Here is a 25,043-nt window from a genome sequence, read left to right on the forward strand (position 1 = left end):
CCTTCTTCCCGCATACGACCACAACTAGCAAAACGGTCTTTGCGGACACTTCGCCGACCTGCTTGTGTGGACGACGTCGCACGGCGCCGACGAGCCCTCAGGGCCGCGGCGCCGAGGCATGTGACCACCACGCACCCCGTGGCCCGGCACACGCCGCGGCACCGCTGTCCCCGAGGAAAAGGTTCTCCGTGTCTGTGTCCCGTATCGCTCGTCGCATCGCTTCCCCGAAGAAGGCCCTGACCGCCGCCGCGCTGGCCGCCGCCACGACCGGCCTGGTCCTGACGTCGGCGCCCGCCCAGGCGGCCACGTCCTCGGCCCCTTCGTCGGCCGCGTCGGCCAAGGCGATCGCGCACAAGATGATCCCGGACGCCGCTCAGTACAACGCCTTCAGCAAGATCGTCGAGCATGAGAGCGGCTGGAACGTCACCGCCACCAACGCCTCCTCCGGCGCGTACGGCCTCGTCCAGGCCCTGCCCGGCTCGAAGATGGCCTCCGCGGGCGCCGACTGGAAGACCAACCCGGCCACCCAGATCGAGTGGGGTCTCGACTACATGAACTCCCGCTACGGCAGCCCGGTCGCCGCCTGGAACTTCTGGCAGGCCAACGGCTGGTACTGAGCCCGGCCGAGAGCAACGGCGTACAGCCGGCTCCCCCGACGCGAAGGCGGCGGCCCTCCGAATCCCCGGGGTCGCCGCCTTCGCCATGTGAAGCACGGTGATTCCGCTGCTCCGTAGGCAGCTGTTCCGTACGCAGCTATTTCGCGCGCAGCTACTCCGTACGCAGCGCCATGGCCGTCCGAGCCCTGGCCGCCCAGCCCGCCGGGAGCAGCGCGCCCAGCACCGCGATGACGATTCCGGCCGGCCCCAGCAGGGCCAGTTGCATGGGCTCGTACACATCGAGGACCGACGGCGGCAATCCCGTGCCCGCGGCGCGTCCCATCACCGGCAGTACGTAGTGGTGCAGCGCGTACCCGGCCGGTACGCCGACGAGACCGCCGAGGACGCCGATCCCGGCCACCGAGGCGAGCACCAGGCTCACCGTCTGCCGCGGCGACATGCCGAGCGCCTTGCACACGCCCAGGTCGTGAACGCGTTCCCGGGTGTCGAGGACAACGGAGTTGAGCACGCCGAGACCGGCCACCGAGACCAGCATCAGGGTCAGCAGCACCGCCATCGCATCCAGCAGGAGGATGATGTTGTCCTGCTCCGACGGCGAGTTGGCCATGGCGTCGCCGCCCAGGGGCCGTACCTTCGCGGCCAGTTGCTCGGCGTACTGGGCCGGGGAGACGCCCGGTTTCACCTCGACGAGGAAGTCCTGTGGTTTCAGCGCGGGGAAGTCCGCGAGGTTCGCGTGGACGTGCCGCCCGTCATCGGAGGTGTCGAAGGCCTCGCCGACGATGCGCAGAAACCTTCGTGTCCTGGTCGAGGGTCACGCGCACCGTGTCACCGACCTTGGTACCGGTCCGTTCCAGGAAACCTGTGGGAACCACGACCTGTCCCGGGCCTTCGATCCAGTGCCCTGAGATCGTCTCGTAGCGGCCGGAGCCCGCATCGCCCTGGTACAGCGTGGCCTGCACCGAGCCGGACAGGCCTGCCACTTTGACCTGCGCCTCGGTTCTGCCGTAGTACGAATCGGTACCCTTCTGCGACTCTATGGCGGCCGCCACTCGCGCCGGATCAGCGGCCGGCGCGGGCTGAGCCTCCCCTTCGGCGGGCCGCCGCTCGCCACCCCCCGGACCCGCCCCGCCGCTGACCACGGTGACCGCGGCGCGGCTCTCCGGATCCTGCGCCGCGCTGACCGCGTTCAGGGACTGGGTCAGCCCCACCGCGAAGGTCGCCGCGACCGTGCCGAAGGCCACCGCGAGCAGCATCGCAAGGGTGCGGACCGGGTGCGCGAAGGGACTGGCGAGACCGTACGTCACCGCGCGCGGCAGCGGCAGCCGTCCCGCCGCCCGGTGCGCCCACTGGCCGCGTCCGGTGCGCGGTGCCCGGCCGACCGCGATGGCCTCGACGGTCCTCAGCCGTCCGGCCCGCAGCGCGGGAACGAGGGCCGCGACCGCCACCGCCAGCAGGGCCACGGCAGGGACCACGAGGTCGACCCACCAGGCCACCGTCAGCGAAGCACTGCCGTACACCTGCTCGGTGTCCTCCAGCAGCGGCGCGGCCAGCAGGTTCCCCAGCACCACCCCGAGCACGATGCCGACGCCGGCCGGGATCAGCGCCTGGGCGACATAGGCGCTCACCACCTCGCGCGGGGTGAAGCCGATGGCCTTGAGGATGCCGATCCTGCGCAGGCCGGTGCCGACCGCGCCGCTGACCACACTGCCGACGATGATCACCGACATAGCGATACCGAGAACACCGAACGCGATCAGGAAGGGGATGGTCGGCGCCGCGCCCCGGTCGGCGGCACGCTTGGTGTCCAGATAGGACTGGGTACCGAGGAGCGCCCCCGACGGCACGGCAGCGGCGAGCTTCTTCCGGTCGGCGGCGATCTGCCCTTTCGTCCCGGCGGATTCGAAGCGATAGAGCATTTGACTGCTGACCTGCGTGTCCTTCGACGCCAGCGCGCTGACCTGCGCCGGGGTCGCCCAGGCGTCGGCGGTCCGGCCGGCGGACAGGGCGAAGCCGACGACCGTGAGGGCCGTGCTGTCCGCAGCGTCGTCGGAGGTTTTGAGTGTGTCGCCGAGCTGGAAGCCGGGCCCCGAGAAGGAGGCGTCCAGCACGATCTCGCCCGGCTTCGCCGCCCACCGGCCGGACTTCAGGTCCAGGTCGTCCACCTCGGCGTGCGGACCGGACCGCCCGACCAGGGTCGTCGGCGGGAGGTGCCCGCCCCTGGCGTCCACCATGCGAAGGGACGTGGACGGGTACGGCCCCGCGCTCGCGGTGACCCCGTCCAGCCGCGCGGTGTCCTCGATCTCCCGCGCGCTCGTCTTCGCCGGATCGAACTCCGCGGTGAGATGCGGGCCGTTCTGCCGCGCGAAGGCGTGGTCGAAGGGGGCGTTCGAGGCGACGATGAGCGCCCCGGCGACCACGGCGGAGGCCACGGCCATCATCGTGGCGATGGCGATGACCACGGTCTGCACGCGTCTGCGACCCACCCCGGACCGTACGACACGGCCGAGCGGGCCGCTGCCGAAGCGGGTCATCCCACGACCTCCGTACGCGTGTCGAGGGCGAGGTGCCCGTCGACCAGATGGATGGTGCGGCTCGCGCACGCCTCGGCCAGCGCCAGGTCGTGGGTGACCAGCACGATGGTCTGCCCGCCGCGATGCAGATCGACGAGCAGTTCGCGCACGTCCTGACCCGAGGCGGTGTCGAGCGCGCCGGTCGGCTCGTCGGCGAGCAGCAGCGCGGGCCGGTTGACCAACGCCCGGGCGACGGCTACCCGTTGGCGTTCACCGCCGGACAGCCGCCCCGGATAGGCGCGGGCATGCTTCTGGATGCCCAGCAGCTGCATGAGCTCACCGGCGCGGGCCGCGGTCTGGCGCCACGTCGTGCCGGTCAGCTGGGCGGGCAGTTGGATGTTGTCGGCGACGGTGAGGTCGTCGAGCAGATTGAAGAACTGGAACACCATGCCGATCTGCTCGCGCCGGAACCGGGCCAGCGCGTGCTCCCCGAGCCGGTCGAGCCGCCGCCCGTCCACGGTCACACCGCCTCCGGTCGGTTTGTCGAGACCGGCAACGAGGTTGAGCAGCGTGGACTTGCCGCTGCCGGAGGGTCCCGTCACGGCGAGGGCTTCGCCCTGGGCGACGGAGAGGTCGAGCGGTCCGAGCGCGGGCGCACCGGCACTGTCGTACCGCTTCACCACGCCCTCCAGTTCGATCACATGGGTCATGTCTGTCCTTGGGGTCGCGGAGGTCTGCTGCCTGTCCTTGCCGGGTGAGTCCCGGCGAAGGTAGGGCCGGACCTTCCTCGTGCGCGTCGGCCGCGGCACCGACATCCGCCCCTCCCACCGGAGGACCCGGCGGCGGGGTCATCCCTGCGGAGTACGCCTGAGGGACGGGAGCTCGGCCGCACAGGCGGACGCGTTCCGGAGCACGTGGACCGCACAATGACCCGATGGAGACGGAGGACCGACTCGGCCATCGGCGCCAACTGCGCGACGCGTTGCGACCGGAGCCGGAACGCACTCCGCTGTCACGGCGGGCGGTGGGGGCGGACGTGGTGCTGGCAGTGCTGCTGACCGTCGTCGCACTGATCGTGGCGACGCGCTATCCGGGCGACGGCCCGGTGCAGATCAGCTCGAGGATCGAGTACGACAACGGCGTCCCGATCCCGCCCGGTCCCCCGGCACCGGGTTCGGGTGCGCGGGTGGTGGAGGACATGGAGGACCGGGTGCTGACCGCGCCCTGGCCCCTGGTGGTTCTCTCGGCGCTGCCGCTGGCGGTGAGGCGAAGGTACCCGCTGACGGCGTTCGCGGTGGTGCTCACCGCGGCGCTGGCCATGGTCGACGCCGCCTCCTGGATCACGGTGCTGACGTGCGTCATCGGTGCCTACAGCGCGGTGATGTACAGCCGCTACCGGATGGGGGCGATGGCCGTACTGGTCGTCGCGGCGGTACTGGCCGGCCTGGCGTTCCGGCAGACGGACCCGGTACTGCCGGGCTGGTCGAGCCCCGGAGTGGTCCTGCTGGTCACCGGAGTGCTGGCCGGCACAGTCCGCTTCTGGCAACGACGCCTGGCAGCCGGCCGCGACCGGCTCGCCCAACTCCAACAGGCCCAGGAGGAGGCCATGCGACGGGCGGTGGAGGAGGAACGTGCGCGGATCGCCGCCGAGCTGCACGACGTCGTGACCCACAATGTGAGCGTGATGGTCATCCAGGCGGGCGCGGCACGCAAGGTGATGGACACGGCACCGGAACGCTCGAAGGAAGCGCTGCTGGCGGTGGAGGCGGGCGGCCGGGCGGCGATGGCGGAACTGCGCCATGTGATGGGCCTGTTGGCGGCACCGGACACGGCACGCGAGGCCGACACTCCGGCGGACGGCCTGGAACCGCAGCCGGGTCTGGGCCAGCTGGGGGCCCTTGTCGACCGGGTACGGGCGGCCGGAACCCCGGTGGCGGTGGCGATCTCGCTTCCCCCGACCCCCCTCCCTCCCGGCCTGGACCTCACCGCGTACCGCGTGGTCCAGGAGGCCCTGACGAACACGATCAAACACGCACCGGGCGCGGACGCGTCGGTCACGATCGGCCACACGGACGACTGCCTGGAGATCGAGATCACGGACACGGGCGCGGTCCGCGAGACCTCCGCGTCCGCGGAGGGCAACGGCAGAGGCCTGATAGGCCTGCGGGAGCGATTGGCGGTCTACGAAGGCGAACTGACAGCAGGCCCGACCCTGTCGGGCGGCTTCCGGATCACGGCCCGCATCCCCTGGCGGACGCAGTGACCCGCCGGGCGGCGCCCCTGCGCGCGGTCATCGCCGACGACCAGGCCCTCGTACGGACGGGCTTCGGAATGATCCTGGCGGCGGACGGCATCGAGGTGACGGCGGAGGCGGCGGACGGGGTGGAGGCGGTCGAGGCGGTGCGGCACACGCACCCGGACGTGGTGCTGATGGACATCCGGATGCCGAGGATGGACGGCATAGAGGCGACGCGGCAGATCCTCGCGGAGGCCGACCCGCAGAACCTCCGAATCATCATCCTGACCACATACGACCTGGACCACTACGTCTACGCCGCGCTGACGGCGGGCGCGAGCGGCTTCCTCCTGAAGGACGTCACCCCCGAACACCTGGTGGCGGCGGTACGCCTGGTCCAGTCCGGCGACGCGCTGCTGGCCCCCACCATCACCCGCCGCCTGATAGAACGCTTCGCCAACCGGGAAGAACCCCGCCCGAGGGCGGCTCTCCACCGCACTCTGACCGACCTGACCCCACGCGAGCTGGAAGTCCTCCGCCTCCTCGCAACAGGCCTGAGCAACGCGGAGCTGGCGGACCGCCTGTTCCTGAGCCCGACGACGGTGAAGACGCACGTGGGCCGCATCCTTTCGAAACTGAGCCTGCGGGACCGGGTGCAGGCGGTGGTGCTGGCGTATGAGACGGGACTGATTTCACCGAACGCCCGCGACACCTGAGGCGCAGACCTCACTTGAGAACCAAGGCCGGGTCCTGGTCCGAATAGGAGCTCCAGAGAACCGTCTTGCCGTCAGATCCTCCGGACCAAAGGGTGGCGGAGCAGCCGTCAGCGAAGCTGATCAGCACCGACGTCGACTCACGTCCGTTCACCCTCCAGCTACCGCTGCCCCATATTTAACCTTCACAGCCGCCCGGACGGCCACCGGCGCCTTCACCGTACGCGTCCCCGTGTCCACCCTCGCTGCGGGCGAGTGGGACGGCGAACTGCGCCTCGCCAACTGGTCGTTGCCCCTTCCGGTGCTTCCCAAGGACATGGCAACCGCCAAATGTCGCCGGCACGGCCTGCCCCGGTACGCCAAGCCCGTCCCCGACGTCACCGACCGCTTCGCGCTCCTGGTGGCACGGACCAACGTGGTGAAGGCGGCCGTCAGCCGACTGCGGTGACGACCACCCCGCTGTCGGCACGGTTGGTCGGACGACTTCGCTCACGGACATGCGAGTCTGACGCACGGTGAGCGCCCCCTGCGCGCCCGTCCTGCCGACCACCGGAGCGCCCCATGAGCAAACAGAACAGCCAAGAGAGCGCAGACGCGCCGGCTGACGATCCCGAAGCGCGTGGGCTGCGTCTCGTGGTCGTGTTGCTGGGGCTGACCGTGGTCAGTGGGCTGATCGACGCGGTCAGCTATCTCGGGCTCGGGCACGTCTTCACGGCGAACATGACCGGCAATGTGGTCGTGCTGGGCTTCGCGGCGGCCGGTGCACCCGGCTTCACGGTGTCGCACACGTTGACGTCCCTGGTTGCCTTCGTGGTGGGTGCGGTGGCCGGCGGGCGGATGACCGTGCGACTGAGCGGTGGCTCGCGTCGTACATGGGCCCGGGTGACGCTGGCCGCCGAGGCGGTGCTGCTGGGTGGGTCGGCGGCCGTCGCCTTCGCCGCGCCCGACGCCACCGCCACCGTCTACGCCCTGATCGCCCTCACCGCCTTCGCCATGGGCCTGCGCAACGCGACGGTCCGCAAACTGGGCGTCGCCGACCTGACGACCACTGTCCTGACGATGACCCTGACCGGCCTCGCCTCCGACTCCCGCGCCGGCGGCGGCTCCGGCCATCACTCCCCCCGCCGTACGGCCTCGGTCCTCGCGATGCTCGCCGGGGCCGTGCTGGGCGCGTGGCTGGTGATCCATCACAACCTGGGCATCCCGCTGCTGATCGCCGCAGTGGGGGTGGGGGTGCTGGCGGTGGTGGCGTCGGGGCGGGAGTAGTCCTGGAGTCACTGCGCTGTCACCCCGCCGGTGGCGCACTCGAACCACACCACCTTGCCCCCGTCCGCCGTCGGCTCCACGCCCCACTTGTCGACCACCGCTTCCAGCAGGAACAGGCCGCGGCCTCCCTCCGCCTCCGGTGACAACTCAGCCCGCATCGAGGGAAGTCGGGGGCTTCCGTCCGACACCTCCACGCGGATCCCCGTCTCCTGCCGCAGCAGCAGAACCTCGCACCGCCGGTCCGGGACATGTCGTACGACATTGGCGATCAGCTCCGTCACGCCCAACTCCACGGCCTCGGACAGCTCTGTCAGCTCCCACTCCTCCAAGTACGAGCGGACGATCCTGCGGATGTGCCGCGCCGAGTGCTCGCCGGCCTTCAGGCGCATCGTGTACTGCGGCGGGCGCCAACCCAGGAGTGTGGGGGGAATGTAATCGTTCACACCACGAGCCTGGCCTCGCATGACTACTCTGGGCTACGTCATGGATACAACCGGTCCCGCTGTGGGCCGAGTTGCCTGAGAGGGGTCCTGCGTGAACCACATCAACACCCTCGACCCGGGCGCCTCGCCCCTCGACTACTACGGCTTCGAGCTGCGTCGACACAGAGAAGCGGCCGGACTTACGCAGAAGCAGCTCGGGGACATCATCAACTACACCGGCTCGCTTGTCGGGCAGATCGAGACGGCCAGGAAGCTGCCGACGCCCGAGTTCAGCGAACGCGTGGACGCGGCGCTGGGGACGGGCGGGTTACTTTCCCGGCTCGTCGCCCTCGTGATGCGCAGTCAACTTCCGGCCTGGTTTCAGCAGGTGGCGGAGCTCCAAGCTCGGGCCACCGAGATCTACTCCTTCGAGGCCCAGATGGCGCACGGCCTCCTTCAGACCCCGTCCTACGCAAGCACCGTGCTCGGCACGTTGAACCAGACCGACCTCGACGACCGCACCGCAGTACGTCTGGCCCGGCAGCGCATCTTCGAGAAGGAGGAGCCTCCGGTCTTCTGGGCAGTACTCTTCGAGGCTGCGCTGTACCTGGAAATCGGCGGCCCCAAGACGATGCGGGACCAACTGAGCCGCCTGTTGTCCTTCGAGAACAACCCTCGGATCAACATCCAGGTGCTGCCCTACTCGGCCGGCGCGCATGCGGGACTGCAAGGCTCGTTCGACCTCTACCGCTTCGCCGCTGATCCCACCATCGTCTACACCGAGGGGTACGGCAGCGGGCATCCGACCGCCAACCCGGACACCGTCAGGGACTGTTCGCTCCGTTACGATCATCTCCAGGCCGCCGCACTCTCCCTCAGGGATTCGGCGGGGCTGATCCGGCGCGTGATGGAGGAACGCTATGGCGAACAACTCGATGCCGAACGGGATCCAGTGGCGTAAGTCCAGCTACAGCGGCGACCAGGGCGGCAACTGCGTAGAGTGCGCTCCGCTGGGCGATCTGGCCTGGCGTAAGTCCAGCTACAGCAGCGACCAGGGCGGCAACTGCGTTGAGTTCGCCGAACTCCCCGGCGCCACCGTAGCCGTACGCGACTCCAAGAACCCCGCGGGCCCGATGCTCGCCTTCCGGCCCGCGGCCTTCAGCGACTTCGTGTCGTGGACTACAGACGCTGAATGATCGTCCCGGTCGCCAGCCCCCCACCCGCACACATCGTCACCAGCGCGAACTCCTTGTCCGTGCGCTCCAGTTCATACAGGGCCGTGGTGATGAGCCGGGCCCCCGTCGCCCCGACGGGGTGCCCGAGTGCGATCGCGCCGCCGTTGACGTTCACCTTCTCCAGGTCCTGATCGAAGACCTGGGCCCAGCTCAACACCACTGACGCGAATGCCTCATTGATCTCGACCAGGTCGATGTCCTTCAAGGACATCCCCGCCTTCCCCAGCACCGCCTTCGTCGCGTCGATCGGGCCGTCCAGGTGGAAGTGCGGGTCCGCGCCGACCAGCGCCTGGGCCACGATCCGTGCCCTCGGGCGCAGTTTCAGCGCTCGCGCCATCCGCTTCGACGCCCACATGATCGCTGCCGCGCCGTCGCTGATCTGCGACGAGTTGCCCGCCGTATGGACGGCCGTCGGCATGATCGGTTTCAGGCCCGCCAGCGCCTCCATCGACGTGTCGCGCAGCCCCTCGTCGCGGTCGACCAGGCGCCACATGCCCTGGCCGGCCCGCTGCTCGTCCTCCGTGGTCGGCACCTGGACGGCGAACGTCTCCCGTTTGAACCGCTCCTCCGACCACGCCACCGCGGCGCGTTCCTGGGAGATCAGGCCCAGGGAGTCGACGTTCTCGCGGGTCAGCCCGCGATGCCTGGCGATGCGTTCCGCCGCCTCGAACTGGTTGGGGAGGTCCACGTTCCATTCGTCGGGGAACGGCTTCCCGGGGCCGTGCTTCGAGCCCGAGCCCAGCGGCACGCGGGACATCGCCTCCACGCCACACGAGATACCGACGTCGACGACCCCGGCCGCGACCATGTTCGCCACCATGTGCGACGCCTGCTGCGACGACCCGCACTGGCAGTCGACCGTCGTCGCCGCCGTCTCGTACGGCAGGCCGACCGTCAGCCAGGCCGTGCGCGCGGGGTTCATGGACTGTTCGCCGGCATGGGTCACCGTGCCGCCGACGATCTGTTCGACGCAGTCGGCGGGGATGCCGGTGCGGCCGAGGAGTTCGCGGTAGGTCTCGCCCAGGAGGTAGGCGGGGTGGAGGTTGGCGAGCGCGCCGCCGCGCTTGCCTATGGGGGTGCGTACGGCTTCGACGATCACGGGTTCCGCGGCCATGGGGAGTTCCTCTCCTCCGGTACCGCGCGGCGCGGGGCGTCCCGGCCCGGCCCGCCACGCGGAACTAGTACGTGTTCTAGTTCCACCAGCAGTCTGCTTACCCGCGGTAGGTCACCGCAAGGGTCGTGCAGAACCGGAAGACTTGATCTGCGAATCTGCACGAATCCCGCACGCAATTCGCGGCGCCGCGCCTCTTGCCACTTGTAGAACCCGTTACTACCTTCACCGCAGTTCCTGATGGACCGTCAGAAGGCTGTCAGATCACAGCTGGAGCTGCCGATGCCCTGTCCAGCGCTGCCCGACGGGTTCGACTTCACCGACCCCGATCTGCTGCACCACCGTGTGCCTCTCCCGGAGTTCGCCGAGCTGCGCCGGGCCGAACCCGTCCGCTGGATCCCCCAGGCGGCGGGCCTCGCCGGCTTCCAGGACGAGGGTTACTGGGCCGTGACCCGGCACGCCGACGTCAAGTACGTCTCCACGCATCCGGAGATCTTCTCCTCGTATCTCAACACGGCGATCATCCGCTTCAACGAGCACATCGAGCGGGACGCGATCGACGCCCAGCGGCTGATCCTGCTCAACATGGACCCGCCGGAGCACACCCGCGTCCGCCAGATCGTGCAGCGCGTCTTCACCCCGCGTGCCATCCGCGCCCTGGAGGACAACCTCCGCGCCCGTGCGCACGCCATAGCGCAGGGCGCCCTCGCGCAGCGCGGCTCCTTCGACTTCGTCACCCTGGTCGCCTGCGAACTGCCGCTCCAGGCCATCGCCGAGCTGATCGGCGTCCCGCAGGACGACCGGGCCAAGATCTTCGACTGGTCCAACAAGATGATCTCCTACGACGATCCCGAGTATGCGATCACCGAGGAGGTCGGGCAGGAGTCGGCCACCGAGATCATCGCCTACGCGATGAACATGGCCGCCGACCGCAAGCAGTGCCCTGCCAAGGACATCGTGACGACGCTGGTGGCCGCCGAGGACGAGGGCAACCTCGCCTCCGACGAGTTCGGCTTCTTCGTGCTGATGCTGGCCGTCGCCGGGAACGAGACCACCCGCAACGCGATCACGCACGGTATGCACGCCCTGCTCACCCACCCCGGGCAGTGGGAGCGCTTCAAGCGCGAGCGCCCGGCGACCGCCGCCGAGGAGATCGTCCGCTGGGCCACTCCGGTCAACTCGTTCCAGCGCACCGCCACCCAGGACACCGAACTCGGCGGCAAGCAGATCAAGAAGGGCGACCGGGTCGGCATCTTCTACGCCTCCGCCAACCACGACCCCGACGTGTTCGAGAACCCTGACGACTTCGACATCACCCGCGATCCCAACCCCCACCTCGGCTTCGGCGGCGGAGGCCCGCACTACTGCCTCGGCAAGTCCCTGGCCGTGCTCGAAATCGACCTCATCTTCAACGCGATCGCCGACGCGCTGCCGAACCTCAGACTCGTCGGCGAACCGCGCCGACTGCGCTCCGCCTGGATCAACGGGGTGAAGGAACTCCGGGTCACCGCGGAGTGACATGCACGGCGCGACATGCACGGCGTGACGTACTCGGGCCGGCGGCTCTCCCGGCACCGCCGGCCCGCCCCAACCCCCGCAACCCCCGCAACCCCGCACCACCAGCATCACCAGCACGTCCCGCGGGTCCCTCGCACGGGCCCGGGCCCCGCGGCTCCCGAGGGAGGCAGGAGCACAACCCGATCCCTACGCCCCCGCCCCTGCCTCCCCCGAGAGCCCGAGGCCCTCGAATCTCCGGTCAGCTGGGCGCGCCCTGCTTCACCAGGGCCCGTTCGCTGCCGGCAGGCTCCCGCTGGGCGCTCCGTGCCCGCGGCCCCTGGAGCAGATACGTCAGCCCGAAGCCCGCGCCGACCACCACCGCGCCACCGGCCGCGTCCAGCACCCAGTGGTTGCCGGTGGCGACGATCGCGGAGAGCGTGAAGAACGGGTGCAGCAGGCCGAGCGCCTTCATCCACCACCTGGGCGCGATGATCGCGATGACGAGCCCGCACCACAGCGACCAGCCGAAGTGCAGCGACGGCATCGCCGCGTACTGGTTGGTGAGGGCGGTCAGCGTGCCGTAGTCCGGCTTGGAGAAGTCCTGGACGCCGTGCACGGTGTCGATGACGCCGAGGCCGGGCAGCAGACGCGGCGGGGCCAGCGGGTAGAGCCAGAAGCCGACGAGGGCGAGCAGCGTGGTGAAGCCGAGGGCCGAGCGGGCCCAGCGGTAGTCGGCCGGGCGGCGCCAGTACAGGACGGCGAAGACGCTCAGCGGGACCACGAAGTGGAACGACGTGTAGTAGAAGTCGAAGAAGTCCCGCAGCCAGCCGATCTTGGCCACCGCGTGGTTGATCGCGTGCTCGATGTCGAGCTGGAGGAAGCGTTCGAGGTCGAGGATCTGGTGGGCGTGCTGCTCCGCGGTGTCGCGGCCCTCGGAGTTGGTGCCGCCGGTCGCCGCGAGCCGGACCTGCTGGTAGGCGGCGTAGGTGACGCGGATGAGGAGGAGTTCCAGCAGGAGGTTCGGGCGGCTGAGGACGCGGCGCAGGAACGGCAGCAGGGGGACGTGCCGGAAGCGTGTGGGGACCGGGGCGGCGAACTCGGTGGGGACGGGCTTCTGGTAGTACGGCGAGGTCCGGGACAGGAACGGGATGACGGTGGCGGCGGCGAGCGCGGCGAGCAGAACGACGTTGTCGCGCAGTGGGTACAGGGTCGCCATGTTCGGCAGCATCATCCGCGCCGGCAGCGTCATCACCAGGATCACGGCGACGGGCCACACGTACCGGTCGGAGGCCCGTCTGCCGACCCGGCCGACGACCGCGAGCAGCACCCACAGCAGCTGGTGCTGCCAGGCGGTGGGCGAGACGGCGATCGCGGCGCAGCCGGTGATCGCGACGGCGAGCAGCAGCTGTCCGTCGCGGGCGTAGCGCACGGCGCGGCGCAGGCCGAGGGCGGCGACGGCGGCGCCCAGGACGAGGAAGAGGGTGATCTCCAGCGGTCCGGACAGGCCCACGCGCAGCAGGGCGCCGTGCAGGGACTGGTTGGCGAGGTCGTCGGCCTTGCCGCCGAGGCCCACGCCGGCCATGTGGTGCACCCAGTACATGTACGAGTCGTGCGGCATCGCGGCCCAGGCGAGCGCGGTGCAGCCCGCGAACGTGGCGCCCAGGGACGCGGCGGCACGGCGGCGGCCGGTGAACCACAGCAGCGACGCGAAGAGCAGCACCGTCGGCTGGAGGGCGGCGGCGAGGCCGATCAGCAGGCCGCCGGCCCGCTCACCGCGGATGGCGAAGCAGCCGAGCAGGACGAGCAGGACCGGGATGATGCTGGTCTGGCCGAGCCAGAGTGTGTTGCGCACCGGCAGCGACAGCATGAGCAGGCTGATCGCGACGGGGGCGGCCAGCAGCGAGGTGCGGCGGCTGACGGGATGCGGCAGCGCGCGGGCGGCGACCAGGCCGAGGGCGGCTACCAGGAGCAGGGTGCCGAAGGTCCAGCCCCAGCCGAGGGCCTCCTCGGCGGCCCGGGTGAGCGGTTTGAGGACCAGTCCCCCGAAAGGGGTGCCGGTGAAGCGCGTCGAGTCGTACAGCGAGCCGTTGACGTGCAGGACGCCGTCGGGTCCGACCCAGGTCTCCAGGTCCGTCAGCCGCTCGCCTCGGGGCGTACTGAGGACGACCGTCATCTGCCGTACGGCGAGGACGGTGGCGATCAGCCACAGGCCCAGCCGTGCCGCGCGCAGGCGTGCGCGGGGCGTACCGCCGGCCGTCGCTCCGAAAGCTTCCGCCGGTCGTCCGCTGTGTTCCGCATTCGCCACGCCTCGTCGGCCTCCCGCCCCGTTCGCTCCACGCGTCCCGTGCGCCGGGTTCCCTTTGCGAACCTTACGAGGTTCGCACCGCCCCCGGAGAAGACGCAGGCAACCCCCGCTTCACCTGACGTCCGCCCTTCTTTTGTCCGGTTGACGATAGTGCGCGGACGGTTCGTCCGCCTCCGCAGGCGCGAGAAGGAGCCGCGCGGGTCTGCGCCGATCGGCTGAAACCGGTCGTCGGGAGGCCGATACACATGCGCTGACAGGGAACGGGGACGCGACTATATTCATTAGCGCAACTAGTTAGCCCTTCTAACTAGCCATAAGAAAGGCACAGGTGCATGAGCGAGTCGCAGCTCTGGGACGCCGTCGACGACTACTTCACCGCCCAGCTCTCGCCCGACGACGAAGCCCTGGAGGCGGCCCTGCGCGACAGCGAGGCCGCCGGGCTCCCATCCATCGCCGTCACGGCACCGCAGGGCAAGTTCCTCCATCTCCTCGCCGTTGTCCAGGGCGCCCGCACCATCCTGGAGATCGGCACGCTCGGCGGCTACAGCACCATCTGGCTGGGCCGCGCGCTGCCCGCCGACGGCCGGCTGGTCTCCCTGGAGTACGACCCCCGGAACGCCGAGGTCGCCACCCGCAACCTCGCGCGCGCCGGGCTCGACAAGATCGTCGAGGTACGGGTGGGCGCGGCCCTGGACACGCTGCCCCAGCTGGCCGACGAGAACCCGGCCCCCTTCGACCTGGTCTTCATCGACGCCGACAAGGCCAACAACCCGCGGTACGTGGAGTGGGCGCTCAGGCTCACCCGCGCGGGCAGCCTGATCGTCGTCGACAACGTCGTCCGGGGCGGCCAGGTGGCCGACCCGGACAGCACCGCCCCCGATGTGCGGGGCACCCGCGAGGCCGTCGAACTCATCGGCAGCCACCCCAGGTTGGACGGCACCGCGATCCAGACAGTGGGCAGCAAGGGCTACGACGGCTTCGCGCTGGCCCGCGTACTGGCGTAGCCCGTTCCGCCGTACTCGTCAGACCTCGTGGTAGTAGCCGACGTTGACGCTGCGCGGGGCGGTGCGGTCCTTGATGATGACCTCGCCGCTGGCGCCCCGCGGCAGCGGCACCGTCCCGCCATAGGCGATCGGCTGCGCATACTCGCCGACCGTCAGCACGACCTCCGAGGAGGGGTCGGGCTGCGAGCCGCGCAGCCAGGTCACCTGCCAGGTACCGTGCGGGCCGCACAGGAACTCCAGGTGGACCCGGGAGACGAACAGCCAGTCGTCGGGCGTCGACAGCCGGCACACGGACTTGTCCCGGCCCACGCGCAGCACGGCACCCGGCTCGCTGGGCGCGTCGGCCATGAGCATTCCGGCCGTGGCGCCCTCCTCCGCCGCTGAGACGGTGGCCATGGTGAGTTCGAGCACGTGCGCTCCTTCTGAAGTGTCCTGACGCAGCCGCCGTATGATAAATCGCCCGGGTCTACCGCGTCCGGCACAATGAACTCATGACCGAGCGAAAGCCCCCCGGTGTTCCGTTCGAGTCCTGGGTCGACAAGCAGATACGCGACGCGGAGGCGCGGGGCGACTTCGATCATCTCGCGGGCGCGGGCCGGCCCCTTCCCGCCGGCACGGACACCTCGTACGAAGAACTGTGGTGGGTCAAGCGGAAGATGGTCCGGGAGGGCCTTTCCGTGCTGCCTCCGACGCTGGCGCTGCGCAAGGAGGCGGAGGATGCGCTGCTTGCGGCCGCTCGGGCGCCGAGCGAGCGGATCGTCCGGAAGATCGTCGAGGACATCAACGTCAAGATCCGCGACGTCATGTTCAAGCCGCCGCCCGGTCCTCCGCTCGGTCTGAAGCCGTACGACGTCGAAGCGGTCGTACGTCAGTGGCGCGAGGGACGGGCGACGGACCTGTAGGCCGGACCGGTCACCGGTGCAGGTGCCGCTCGGTCGGTCGCGGTAGTCCCACAGGGCCAGACGCAGTTGCTCCGTGTCGACGTTCCTGGGCGGCGTGTCCAGGTGGGTGCAGGTTCCGTAGGGCTCGTGGGCGGGGTGGAGGGGGCAGAGGGGGCCTGTGGGGTGTGGGTGCTTGCTGGGGCGGGAGTGCGGGAGGTCTGCGGCTCGTCGAGGAAGCCGACGGCCGCCTCGCCGCCCGCGGCGGACTCACGGCGCTGCGTGATGGCTTCTCGGCCCTCGCTGACTGCCCGACTGCCCGACAGCGTGGCCGGGTCGCCGGTCGTGCTGGTGCCGCGCGGCGCGCTCACGGGTCGGGGGGCACCGGGTCCAGCAGCATCCCGCCCGACCCGGCGCTGCATCCACATGGGCCGATGCCGTATCAACTCTTGGCTGCGCGAGGCTCCATGGCACCCTGCGGCATCCCATGTTGCTGCGCACTCGGCACATTCGGCGCACTCGCGGCCCGAGGCTCCATACCGCCCCGCGGCATCCCCAGCTCCCCGACACTCGCCACACTTGCTCCGGCCCGAGGCTCCATCGCACCCTGCGGCATCCCATGTTGCTGCGCACTCGGCGCATTCGGCGCACTCGCGGCCCGAGGCTCCATACCGCCCCGCGGCATCCCCAGCCCCGCGGCACCCGCCACGCTTGCTCCGGCCCGAGGCTCCATCGCACCCTGCGGCATCCCGTGCTGCTGCGCGCTCGCCGCGGCGACGGTCGTGGAATAGCTTCCGTTCGCTCTTGTCATTTCACACACCCATTCCCCGCCGTGAGGTCTGTCCTGGCTGCCGGTCGCCTATACCTGGGTCCGCCACTGGTGCCAGACCGCGTTGTCGGTGCCGCGGGCGAAGAACTCCATCCGCCCGTCCGAGTTCACGTCCACGGCGATGTTGCTGGTGATGACACCACCCAGGGACTCCCAGCCCGACCAGCCATTGCTCGGCGCGGTCTGCCACTGATGCCACACCGCGCCATCCGTCCCACGAGCGAAGAACTCCAACCGCCCGTCCCGGTTCCGGCCCACAGCGATGTCGCTGGTGATCACGCCACCGAGAGACTCCCACCCCGACCAGTCATCGCTGGGAGCCGTCTGCCACTGATGCCACACCGCGCCATCCGTCCCACGAGCGAAGAACTCCATCCGCCCGTCCGAGTTCAGTTCCACGGCGATGTTGCTGGTGATGACACCACCCAGGGACTCCCACCCCGACCAGTCATCGCTGGGAGCCGTCTGCCACTGATGCCACACCGCGCCATCCGTCCCGCGGGCGAAGAACTCCATCCGCCCGTCCGAGTTCAGACAGGTCGCGATGTCGCTGGTGATCACGCCACCGAGAGACTCCCAGCCCGACCAGTCATCGCTCGGCGCGGTCTGCCACTGATGCCACACCGCGCCATCCGTCCCACGAGCGAAGAACTCCAACCGCCCATCGGCATTCACACAGGTCGCGATGTTACTGGTGATCACCCCGCCGAGAGACTCCCACCCCGACCAGCCGTTGCTGGGAGCGGTCTGCCATTGATGCCACACCGCGTTGTCGGTGCCGCGGGCGAAGAACTCCATCCGCCCGTCCGAGTTCACACAGGTCGCGATGTCGCTGGTGATCACGCCCCCCAGGGACTCCCACCCCGACCAGCCATTGCTCGGCGCGGTCTGCCACTGATGCCACACCGCGCCATCCGTCCCACGAGCGAAGAACTCCAACCGCCCATCGGCATTCACACAGGTCGCGATGTTACTGGTGATCACCCCGCCGAGAGACTCCCACCCCGACCAAGCGCTTGGGGCATACAGGTTGCGGACACCATCGATGTCGTCCTGAGTCAGGGTTGTCTTCGTCGAGTTCGGCCCGACCGACGGCGCCATGACCGCTCCGGCCACACTTGAGTGCCCCAGGCCCAGGAGATGGCCGAGTTCGTGCAGAGCGACCGTCTCGACATCGAAGGCGCCGACTGCGGCCCCAATACTCCACATGTGCTCGGTGTCGTCGAAGTGAAGGGGCTTCGGCAGGCTGCCGTTTGTGACCACTCCGCAGCCGGGCGGGAAGTCGGCGTGCGCGAGGATTCCGCCGACCATGCTGTGATCGGGGTCGTTCGCCGGCCGCCATCCGACCAGGATGTCAGGGTTCTGACTCGGCGCGACCTCATTGAAGGTGAACCCGACAACGCTTGCCCACGACCTGAAGGCGTTGCGGACAGCGTCGAATTCCTGGTTCCCTGCGACGTCGCCGGTACCGGTGTCGAAGGCGAAGGTGAGGGTGCGGCGCGTCCAACCGCATGTGGTCGCAAACTCCACGCCGTCGCGCAGGTCGGCCATGCCGCACCTGGGCTGCGTCATCAACGTACGCGTGTGTTCGTCGAACGCTCCCGTGGCGGGGATCCCGTTGAATTCCTGATACTTCTTCAGTGCGCGAGACGTGGTCGCGTCGACCGCGCTTGTCGTGTGACTGTCGGGCAGATAGCCGAATCGGGAAAGATATCCCTGGACTGCTTCCAACCCGTCCGCCCTTTCGCCCACCTCGACGGTGGGCAGTTTCGCAACCTCGGGAAAGGCGATGACGGCTGCCTGTGCCATGTCATTCTCCCTTTTTTCTGCTCGGGGTCGGGAATCGGATGCTTCGAATGATGTTCAGAGCCACGTCTTTGGGAGTTCCGGGGTCCAGTCTGACGATCACTGTCATGGGAACGGAGACGCGATCCGCATCGGTGTCAGGCCGACGCGGGAAGTGTGCACCCACGACCCTGGTACCGTCATCGTCTGCAAATTCAACGACTCGGACAGTCCTGCCGTTCACCGATTCATCGGCAGCGGCGTGCCCGCGGCGGGAGCCGTACTGGGTGAGCGGATCGGCGAACGGACCCCTGTCGATCGTTATTTCGTATCCGTTCGCAGTCCATGCCGTGACTGCCGAATCAATCCCTGTGCTCTCGGCTTCGGTATGAACAGGTGAGGGCACCTCGAACGAGATACCACTGGAATCGCGAATAGTCGTCATGACGCCTGGACCCCTTGATGATTCATCATGAGCGGGCAAGCGACGAAGCGATCGAGGCGGGAAGCGGGGACTCCATTCCGCACGGAGGTTCCGGTCTCCACATGCGTATGGGCAGCGTTCGGAAATTCCCACTCCTCAGTCTGCTACCAAGCGATCTGGGCTGCAACCAGAGTTCCGCGCCGAGTCGAGTCAAGCCGGCATGAGTGCCACTGGGGCCGCCGCTATGGCCGGCCGGTGCGCTGGGCAAGGACCCCACCCGGCCCAAGACCCGGATCAACACCACCGGAAACCCTGCGGGCCGCAGAGGGGTTGAGAAACGGGCACTGAACGCGGCACCACTCTCCCGGAGTGAGCCGGCGCAGCACCCGCCCCGCCCGGCGGTCGATTGCGGGCGCGTAGGCCTCAGCTGAGCCGCGAAGGGCCCTCGTGGGGCTGTTCGCGGTCTGAGCCGCACAGTTCCTCGTTGAGTTGTTGTACTAGGTGGGTCAGGTCCGTCGGGCGGTCGGGGGTCCACCAGTCGCCGAGGAGTTCGGCGAGGGACTCCTCGCGGGCCAGGGACAGCCGTTCGGCGACCACGCGGCCCTGTGGGGTGAGGACGAGGTCGAGGCCCTGCCGCTCGGCCAGGTGTCGTTCCTCGACCTGGCGGGCGGCCTCGATGACGACGGTCACCGGAATGGAGACGCGCTCGGCGATGACGGCCGGCTCCGCCCAGCCGTGCTTCTTGATCCGCAGCAGCAGCCAGCTCGCCGCGGGCTGCAGGTCGTAGCCCGCCCGTGCGGTGATCTTCCGGTAGACCTCGCGGCGGCCTTCTCGCGTGCCGAGCAGGGACAGCGCCCGGCACACCTCGTCGTACGACGAGCGCTCGACCGGGTTGCTGGCGAGGGTCTCGGTGAGGTCGGGTGCCGTGACGGAGCCGCGCAGCCTGTCCTCCTTGAAGAACCAGGCCAGTACGAAGCCGAGGAGGGCGACGGGAGCGGCGTACAGGAAGACGTCGGTGATGGCGGATGCGTATGCGTGCAGGGCCGCCGGGCGCAGTCCGGGCGGCAGTTCGGCGATGCCGCGCGGGTCGGCCTCCAGCGTGTCCGCGGAGATTCCGGGCGGGAGCCGGGCGCCCCGGAAGGCGTCGGTCAGCTTGTCGCCCAGCCGGCCGGCGAAGACCGCGCCGAAGACGGCCACGCCGAACGAGGCCCCGATGGACCGGAAGAAGGTGGCACCCGAGGTGGCGACGCCGAGATCCTCGTACGAGACGGCGTTCTGCACGATGAGGACGAGGACCTGCATGACGAGGCCGAGGCCCAGGCCGAAGACGAAGAAGGACCCGCTCATCTCCGCGGTGGAGCTGTGCTCGTCGAGTTTGTGCAGCAGGAGCAGGCCGAGGGTGGTGACACCGGTGCCGGCGATGGGGAACACCTTCCACCGGCCGGTGCGGCTGACGATCTGTCCGGAGGCGGTCGACGCCAGCAGCATGCCGATCACCATCGGCAGCATGTGCACCCCGGACATGGTCGGCGAGACGTCCTGTACGACCTGGAGGAAGGTCGGCAGATAGGTCATCGCGCCGAACATGGCGAAGCCGACGATGAAACTGATGACGGCGGAGAGGGTGAAGGTGCGGATCCAGAAGAGCTTGAGGGGCAGGACGGGCTCGGCCGCCCTCCGCTCGACGGACACGAACACCACTGCCAGGGCGACACCCAGCACGGCGAGCCCGATGATCTGCGGCGAGTCCCAGTCCCAGGTGGTGCCGCCCAGGGACGCCACCAGCACCAGACAGGTGGCCACCGACGCGATGAGGAACGTACCGAGGTAGTCGATGACATGCTGCGCGGCCCGGTGCGGGATGCGCAGGACGGTCGCGATCACGGCGAGTGCCACGATGCCGACCGGAAGGTTGATGTAGAAGACCCAGCGCCAGCTCAAGTGCTCGGTGAACAGCCCTCCGAGGAGCGGCCCGAGCACGCTGGTCGCCCCGAAGACGGCGCCGAACAGCCCCTGGTAGCGGCCGCGTTCACGGGGCGGGACCAGGTCGCCGACGATCGCCATCGACAGCACCATCAGGCCACCGCCGCCCAGCCCCTGGAGGGCGCGGAAGGCGATGAGCTGGGGCATGTTCTGCGCCATTCCGCACAGCGCCGAGCCGACCAGGAAGATCACGATCGCTGTCTGGAACAGTCTCTTGCGTCCGTACTGGTCACCGAGCTTGCCCCACAGCGGTGTCGCGGCGGTCGACGCCAGCAGGTACGCGGTGACCACCCACGACAGATGCGCCAGGCCGCCGAGGTCGCTGACGATGGTCGGCAGCGCGGTCGACACGATGGTCTGGTCGAGGGCCGCCAGCAGCATCCCGAGCAGCAGCGCACCGATGGAGACGAGGACGTTTCCGGGCACGTGCGGATCCCGTGCCTCCGGCTGGTGCCCGGTCACAGCGGGCGCGTCCCCTGCCATGAAGTCCTCCCTGGGTCCTGTTCTCTTCCATCGTGGTGGGAGTGACCGGTTATGGCCTGTCGAGTCCTGCGGAAGCGTTCATTCCGGGGGCTTGTGAAGGAGGGTGTGGAGGAGGTCTGGATAATCTCTGGAGTTCGTCGGGGGAAGGACGGACACGTGAGCGAGGGGAGGGATGGACGCATGAGCGAGACGCAGGGGCACGTGTGCCCGGAATGCGGCGCGCCGCGGGGGGTCGACAACACGCCGTCGTGCGCATGCACGGAGCGGGCGTCCGAGGCCCTGCGCGACGCGCGTACGGCGGAAGCGGCAGCGGCGGGTGACTTCAATCCACTGCGGATTCGGCCCTACGTGGAGCTGGACCCGTCGGCGGGAGACGGCGACGGGAGCCCGCAGGGCCCGGAGCCGGAGGTACCCGCGGCCGAGTCCACCATGCCGTTGCGTCCCATCGGGCCCGAAGCGGCCGACGCCGACGCGACCTCCGTGCTGCCCACTCCCCTCTCGCCCCCGCAGACTCCGCCCAGCGCCACCGACCTGCGGCTGTTCGAGGCCGGCTCCGGCTCCTCGGCGCCGGGGTTCCCCGACGGGGGCGGGCGTCCGCGGCGTCGGGGCCGGACCGTGCTGCTCGGCGCGGGCGGAACCGTCGTCACGGTGATCGCGGCGGCCGGGTTCGCCGGCGGAATGTTCTCGTACGACGCGCCGTCACGGGACCACGCGCTGCCGGAGGACGTACGGGTGAGCGTGCCGGAGCCGTCGCGGAGCACGACATCCGCGTCCCCGTCCACCGACGTCACGTCCGCCGCACCGACGTCCGCGTCGCCGTCCCCGGACAGCGCGAGCCCGTCGCCCTCCTCCGCGTCGCCTTCGGCGTCGAGCGCCTCGCCGAGCGCGTCCCGGTCGGCCTCGCCGACGCCGACGCAGCCGAGCGCGACCGCCACCGGCGAGGATTCCGACGAGGACAACGACGACGACAACCGCCGCACCGGCGGCGCGGTCCTGCAACGCGGCGACAAGGGGCCCGAGGTCGTCGAACTCCAGTTGCGGCTTCGGCAGCTGAACCTGTACACGCGCGAGGCGAGCGGCAGCTACAACGAGCACACCGAGGACGCGGTGAGCACGTACCAGTGGTCGCGGGGCATTCGGAGCGATGAGCTCGGGGTGTACGGGCAGGAGACCCGGGCTCAGCTGGAATCCGAGACGACCGAACCCTAGGTTCAGTTCACCCGACCTCGCCGACAGGGCCGGACGCACTCGATATCAAAGTCAGCCCACGCAGAGCCGTATCCCGCCGTCCCCCGCCGTCTCCACCCGCACCTCCGTCAGATCCCGCACCAGCAGATCCGGCTCGTGGACGCCGGCCCGTGGGCCGACCCCCACGACCCGCATCCCGGCGGCGCGGCCCGCCGCGATGCCGGCTGCCGAGTCCTCGAAGACGATGCAGTCCGCGGGTGCGACGCCCAGCTCCGCGGCGCCCTTGAGGAAGCCTTCCGGGTCGGGCTTGCTGGCACCCACGGACTCTGCGGTGATCCGCACATCGGGGAGGCCGAGACCGGCGGCAGTCATGCGGGCGGTGGACAGTGCGACGTCGGCGGAGGTCACGAGGGCGTGCGGCAGTCCGCGCAGGGAGGTGAGGAACTCCGGTGCGCCGGGGACGGCGATGATGCCGTCCAGGTCGGCGGTCTCCTCGGCGAGCATGCGCTCGTTGTCGGCGTGGTTCTGGTCCATGGGCCGGTCGGGCAGCAGCAGCGCCATCGACGCGTGTCCCTGCCGTCCGTGGACGACCTTCATGACCTCGTCCGCGTCCAGCGCGTGGCGCTCGGCCCAGCGGCGCCAGCAGCGTTCGACGACGGCGTCGGAGTTGACGAGCGTGCCGTCCATGTCCAGCAGCAGGGCACGGGCGGTGAGCACGGTGGGCACGGTGGTGGCCGTCATCGGCAGCTCCAGGACACAGGGGCGGGACAAGGTGGTCCCGCCCGCCGGTCAGGGAAAACGGGCGGGAGCCACTTTGTTCCTCCACGGTACAAAACTGAGCGGGGATCGCGCCACCTCGCCCGGCGACTGTTCATCCGGCGTTCAGCTCGACCGGCGGGACCACCGGGCCGCTACCCGGCCACCGCCTCCCACAGACTCCACACCCCGAGCCCCAGCATCAGCAGCGCCGCGACCTGTGTGATGAGCCGTAGCGGCACCCGCTTCATCAGCGCCTTTCCACCGAGGATGCCCAGTCCGGCCACCGACCACAGCGCGAGGACCGCGCCGAGGCCGACGGAGAGCGGGTCGTCGTAACGGGCCGCGAGGTTCGCCGTCATGATCTGGGTGAGATCGCCGAACTCGGCGATCAGGATGAGCATGAACCCGGCCCCGGCGACCTTCCAGAAGGACTGGTTCTCGGGGCGCCGGACCTCCTCCTCGTCCTCGTCCTTCTTGAGGAGCAGCATCGCCGCGCCGCCGAGGAAGAGCACTCCCGTCAGCGCGTGCACGATCTGCTGCGGAAGGAGCGTGAGCACACTTCCGGCCGCCACGGCCAGTGCCACATGCAGCGCGAAGGCGGCGGCGACGCCGGCGAAGACGTACGAGGCGCGGTAGCGGGTGCCGAGGACGAGGCCGGCCAGAGCGGTCTTGTCCGGCAGTTCGGCGAGGAAGACGACGCCGAAGGCGAGCGTCGTCACGGTGAAGCTGATCAAGGTTCCTCAATCGGTCGGGGCCGCCCCACCGAGAGTGTGTGCTGCACTTCACACGACGACACCTCGGCACGGCAGCACACGTGTCACCCGTGCCGTACGGCACGGGCGTGCACTGCTTGCCGAAGGTCTCGCTGGCAGATCCGTCGAAGGATCCGCCTCCGGGCGCCGGCTCAGACGAGCTGAGCAGTATGTCGACGGTCCGGCGAAGAGCTACTCCCCTTCTGCGCCCTCCATGATACGAGATCGTTCCGCGATAAACCTTGTCGTGTCATGTACGCGTCACTACCTTCTAACCGAGCGCACACCTCCCGGCAATGCGGCGGCGCGAGCATTCCCATGCTTGCACCCCAACACCCCACCCCCACAAGGGAGTTCGCATGAAGAAATTCTACGCGCGTCGACGAGTCAGCATACTCGCGGCGCTCACCGGTCTCATAGCCTCGGTCGGACTCTTCAACAGCCCGACCGCCTCCGCCGCACTCCCCACCCCCGTCAGCGCCGCCACCGCCCGCTCCTACCTCGCCACCCTCACCGTGGCGACCGAGGACCGCACCGGCTACAACCGCGACCTCTTCCCGCACTGGATCACCATCTCCGGCGCCTGCAACACGCGTGAGACGGTGCTCAAGCGGGACGGGTCGAACGTCGTCACCAACTCCTCCTGCGCCGCCGTCAGCGGCAGTTGGTACTCCCCGTACGACGGCGCCACCTGGACCGCCGCCTCCGATCTCGACATCGACCACCTGGTCCCGCTGGCCGAGGCCTGGGACTCCGGCGCCGGCCGCTGGACCACCTCCCGGCGCCAGGCCTTCGCCAACGACCTGACCCGCCCGCAGCTCATCGCCGTCACCGACAACGTGAACCAGGCCAAGGGCGACCAGGACCCGGCCACCTGGATGCCGTCGCGGACCGCGTACCGCTGCACCTACGTCCGCGCCTGGGTCCAGGTGAAGTACTACTACGGCCTCTCCGTCGACTCCGCCGAGAAGAGCGCCCTGACGAACCACCTCTCCGCCTGCTGATCCGGCGGACACCGATCCTGCGGATTCCGCGCTGGATCTCGC

General features: G+C 69.5%; 24 protein-coding genes. 12 read left to right on the top strand and 12 right to left on the bottom strand.

From position 1 onward, the window contains the following. Positions 1–188 precede the first annotated feature (188 nt). Positions 189–617 carry an aggregation-promoting factor C-terminal-like domain-containing protein gene (locus F7R91_RS08045; RefSeq protein ID WP_150945978.1) on the top strand — a complete coding sequence of 143 codons (429 nt, stop codon included), beginning with the start codon at positions 189–191 and terminating at the stop codon, positions 615–617. A 151-nt stretch (positions 618–768) separates the two neighbouring features. Here F7R91_RS08045 and F7R91_RS44010 read toward each other — a convergent pair whose 3' ends face one another. From F7R91_RS44010 to F7R91_RS08055, 3 genes are all read right to left on the bottom strand, one after another. Then, complete coding sequence (locus tag F7R91_RS44010) at positions 769–1,299, bottom strand: ABC transporter permease (RefSeq protein WP_331000535.1); 531 nt, start codon at positions 1,297–1,299, stop codon at positions 769–771. A gap of 67 nt (positions 1,300–1,366) precedes the next feature. Beyond that, positions 1,367–3,148 carry an ABC transporter permease gene (locus F7R91_RS08050; RefSeq protein WP_331000536.1) on the bottom strand — a complete coding sequence of 594 codons (1,782 nt, stop codon included), beginning with the start codon at positions 3,146–3,148 and terminating at the stop codon, positions 1,367–1,369. Beyond that, the gene (locus F7R91_RS08055; RefSeq protein ID WP_150945980.1) at positions 3,145–3,837 is read right to left on the bottom strand and encodes an ABC transporter ATP-binding protein; all 693 of its coding nucleotides are present in this window, start codon (positions 3,835–3,837) and stop codon (positions 3,145–3,147) included. Before F7R91_RS08055 ends, F7R91_RS08050 begins: the two co-directional genes overlap by 4 nt. A 224-nt stretch (positions 3,838–4,061) precedes the next feature. Between F7R91_RS08055 and F7R91_RS08060 the strand changes: the two genes are divergently transcribed. From F7R91_RS08060 to F7R91_RS08075, 4 genes are all read left to right on the top strand, one after another. Continuing rightward, positions 4,062–5,390, top strand: a complete 1,329-nt coding sequence (locus tag F7R91_RS08060; RefSeq protein ID WP_150945983.1) for a sensor histidine kinase — start codon at positions 4,062–4,064, stop codon at positions 5,388–5,390. After that, entirely contained in the window at positions 5,375–6,079 is a 705-nt protein-coding gene (locus F7R91_RS08065) for a response regulator (RefSeq protein WP_150946248.1), read from the top strand. Before F7R91_RS08060 ends, F7R91_RS08065 begins: the two co-directional genes overlap by 16 nt. A 229-nt stretch (positions 6,080–6,308) precedes the next feature. Next, positions 6,309–6,524, top strand: a complete 216-nt coding sequence (locus F7R91_RS08070) for a hypothetical protein (RefSeq protein WP_150945985.1) — start codon at positions 6,309–6,311, stop codon at positions 6,522–6,524. 113 nt (positions 6,525–6,637) lie between these two features. Next, a complete protein-coding gene (locus tag F7R91_RS08075; RefSeq protein ID WP_150945987.1) occupies positions 6,638–7,342 on the top strand; it encodes a YoaK family protein in 705 nt (234 codons plus the stop codon). Between the two features lie 8 nt (positions 7,343–7,350). Here the strand turns inward: F7R91_RS08075 and F7R91_RS08080 are convergent, their stop codons facing one another. After that, positions 7,351–7,785, bottom strand: a complete 435-nt coding sequence (locus F7R91_RS08080) for an ATP-binding protein (protein ID WP_225320566.1) — start codon at positions 7,783–7,785, stop codon at positions 7,351–7,353. A 91-nt stretch (positions 7,786–7,876) separates the two neighbouring features. Here F7R91_RS08080 and F7R91_RS08085 point away from each other — a divergent pair, with 91 nt between their 5' ends. Both F7R91_RS08085 and F7R91_RS08090 read left to right on the top strand, forming a co-directional pair. Continuing rightward, positions 7,877–8,725, top strand: a complete 849-nt coding sequence (locus F7R91_RS08085; protein WP_150945991.1) for a helix-turn-helix domain-containing protein — start codon at positions 7,877–7,879, stop codon at positions 8,723–8,725. Next, positions 8,685–8,960, top strand: a complete 276-nt coding sequence (locus F7R91_RS08090; RefSeq protein WP_191971399.1) for a DUF397 domain-containing protein — start codon at positions 8,685–8,687, stop codon at positions 8,958–8,960. Before F7R91_RS08085 ends, F7R91_RS08090 begins: the two co-directional genes overlap by 41 nt. Here the strand turns inward: F7R91_RS08090 and F7R91_RS08095 are convergent. Next, positions 8,944–10,113 carry a steroid 3-ketoacyl-CoA thiolase gene (locus F7R91_RS08095; RefSeq protein ID WP_150945993.1) on the bottom strand — a complete coding sequence of 390 codons (1,170 nt, stop codon included), beginning with the start codon at positions 10,111–10,113 and terminating at the stop codon, positions 8,944–8,946. The genes F7R91_RS08090 and F7R91_RS08095 overlap by 17 nt on opposite strands. Before the next feature lie 279 nt (positions 10,114–10,392). Between F7R91_RS08095 and F7R91_RS08100 the strand changes: the two genes are divergently transcribed. Beyond that, entirely contained in the window at positions 10,393–11,628 is a 1,236-nt protein-coding gene (locus tag F7R91_RS08100) for a cytochrome P450 (protein ID WP_150946252.1), read from the top strand. A 238-nt stretch (positions 11,629–11,866) separates the two neighbouring features. On the opposite strand, the gene F7R91_RS08110 is transcribed toward F7R91_RS08100, so the two are convergent. Then, a complete protein-coding gene (locus tag F7R91_RS08110; RefSeq protein ID WP_150945998.1) occupies positions 11,867–13,912 on the bottom strand; it encodes a bifunctional glycosyltransferase 87/phosphatase PAP2 family protein in 2,046 nt (681 codons plus the stop codon). 332 nt (positions 13,913–14,244) lie between these two features. On the opposite strand from F7R91_RS08110, the gene F7R91_RS08115 reads away from it, so the two are divergent. Beyond that, entirely contained in the window at positions 14,245–14,916 is a 672-nt protein-coding gene (locus tag F7R91_RS08115) for an O-methyltransferase (protein ID WP_150946000.1), read from the top strand. Between the two features lie 18 nt (positions 14,917–14,934). On the opposite strand, the gene F7R91_RS08120 is transcribed toward F7R91_RS08115, so the two are convergent. Beyond that, on the bottom strand, positions 14,935–15,327 hold the full coding sequence (locus F7R91_RS08120; RefSeq protein ID WP_150946002.1) for a hypothetical protein: 393 nt from the start codon (positions 15,325–15,327) through the stop codon (positions 14,935–14,937). A gap of 80 nt (positions 15,328–15,407) precedes the next feature. On the opposite strand from F7R91_RS08120, the gene F7R91_RS08125 reads away from it, so the two are divergent. Beyond that, the gene (locus F7R91_RS08125) at positions 15,408–15,818 is read left to right on the top strand and encodes a DnaJ family domain-containing protein (RefSeq protein ID WP_150946003.1); all 411 of its coding nucleotides are present in this window, start codon (positions 15,408–15,410) and stop codon (positions 15,816–15,818) included. A gap of 835 nt (positions 15,819–16,653) precedes the next feature. On the opposite strand, the gene F7R91_RS08130 is transcribed toward F7R91_RS08125, so the two are convergent. From F7R91_RS08130 to F7R91_RS08140, 3 genes are all read right to left on the bottom strand, one after another. Then, positions 16,654–18,432 carry a matrixin family metalloprotease gene (locus F7R91_RS08130; protein WP_150946005.1) on the bottom strand — a complete coding sequence of 593 codons (1,779 nt, stop codon included), beginning with the start codon at positions 18,430–18,432 and terminating at the stop codon, positions 16,654–16,656. Position 18,433: 1 nt separating this feature from the next. Then, the gene (locus tag F7R91_RS08135) at positions 18,434–18,853 is read right to left on the bottom strand and encodes a hypothetical protein (RefSeq protein ID WP_150946007.1); all 420 of its coding nucleotides are present in this window, start codon (positions 18,851–18,853) and stop codon (positions 18,434–18,436) included. Positions 18,854–19,255: 402 nt separating this feature from the next. Further along, positions 19,256–21,298: an MDR family MFS transporter gene (locus F7R91_RS08140; RefSeq protein WP_150946009.1), complete on the bottom strand. Its 2,043-nt coding sequence runs from the start codon at positions 21,296–21,298 to the stop codon at positions 19,256–19,258. Positions 21,299–21,478: 180 nt separating this feature from the next. On the opposite strand from F7R91_RS08140, the gene F7R91_RS08145 reads away from it, so the two are divergent. After that, positions 21,479–22,507 carry a peptidoglycan-binding protein gene (locus F7R91_RS08145; RefSeq protein ID WP_150946011.1) on the top strand — a complete coding sequence of 343 codons (1,029 nt, stop codon included), beginning with the start codon at positions 21,479–21,481 and terminating at the stop codon, positions 22,505–22,507. Positions 22,508–22,558: 51 nt separating this feature from the next. Here the strand turns inward: F7R91_RS08145 and F7R91_RS08150 are convergent, their stop codons facing one another. After that, positions 22,559–23,227 (bottom strand): HAD-IA family hydrolase, encoded by a 669-nt coding sequence (locus F7R91_RS08150; RefSeq protein WP_150946014.1) that lies wholly within the window; start codon positions 23,225–23,227, stop codon positions 22,559–22,561. Positions 23,228–23,397: 170 nt separating this feature from the next. Beyond that, positions 23,398–23,979 carry a TMEM165/GDT1 family protein gene (locus F7R91_RS08155; protein ID WP_150946016.1) on the bottom strand — a complete coding sequence of 194 codons (582 nt, stop codon included), beginning with the start codon at positions 23,977–23,979 and terminating at the stop codon, positions 23,398–23,400. Between the two features lie 377 nt (positions 23,980–24,356). Here F7R91_RS08155 and F7R91_RS08160 point away from each other — a divergent pair, with 377 nt between their 5' ends. Next, a complete protein-coding gene (locus F7R91_RS08160; RefSeq protein WP_150946018.1) occupies positions 24,357–25,001 on the top strand; it encodes an HNH endonuclease family protein in 645 nt (214 codons plus the stop codon). Positions 25,002–25,043: the final 42 nt, after the last annotated feature.

The sequence above is a fragment of the Streptomyces luteolifulvus genome (genome assembly GCF_008806595.1).
Taxonomy (GTDB): domain Bacteria; phylum Actinomycetota; class Actinomycetes; order Streptomycetales; family Streptomycetaceae; genus Streptomyces; species Streptomyces luteolifulvus.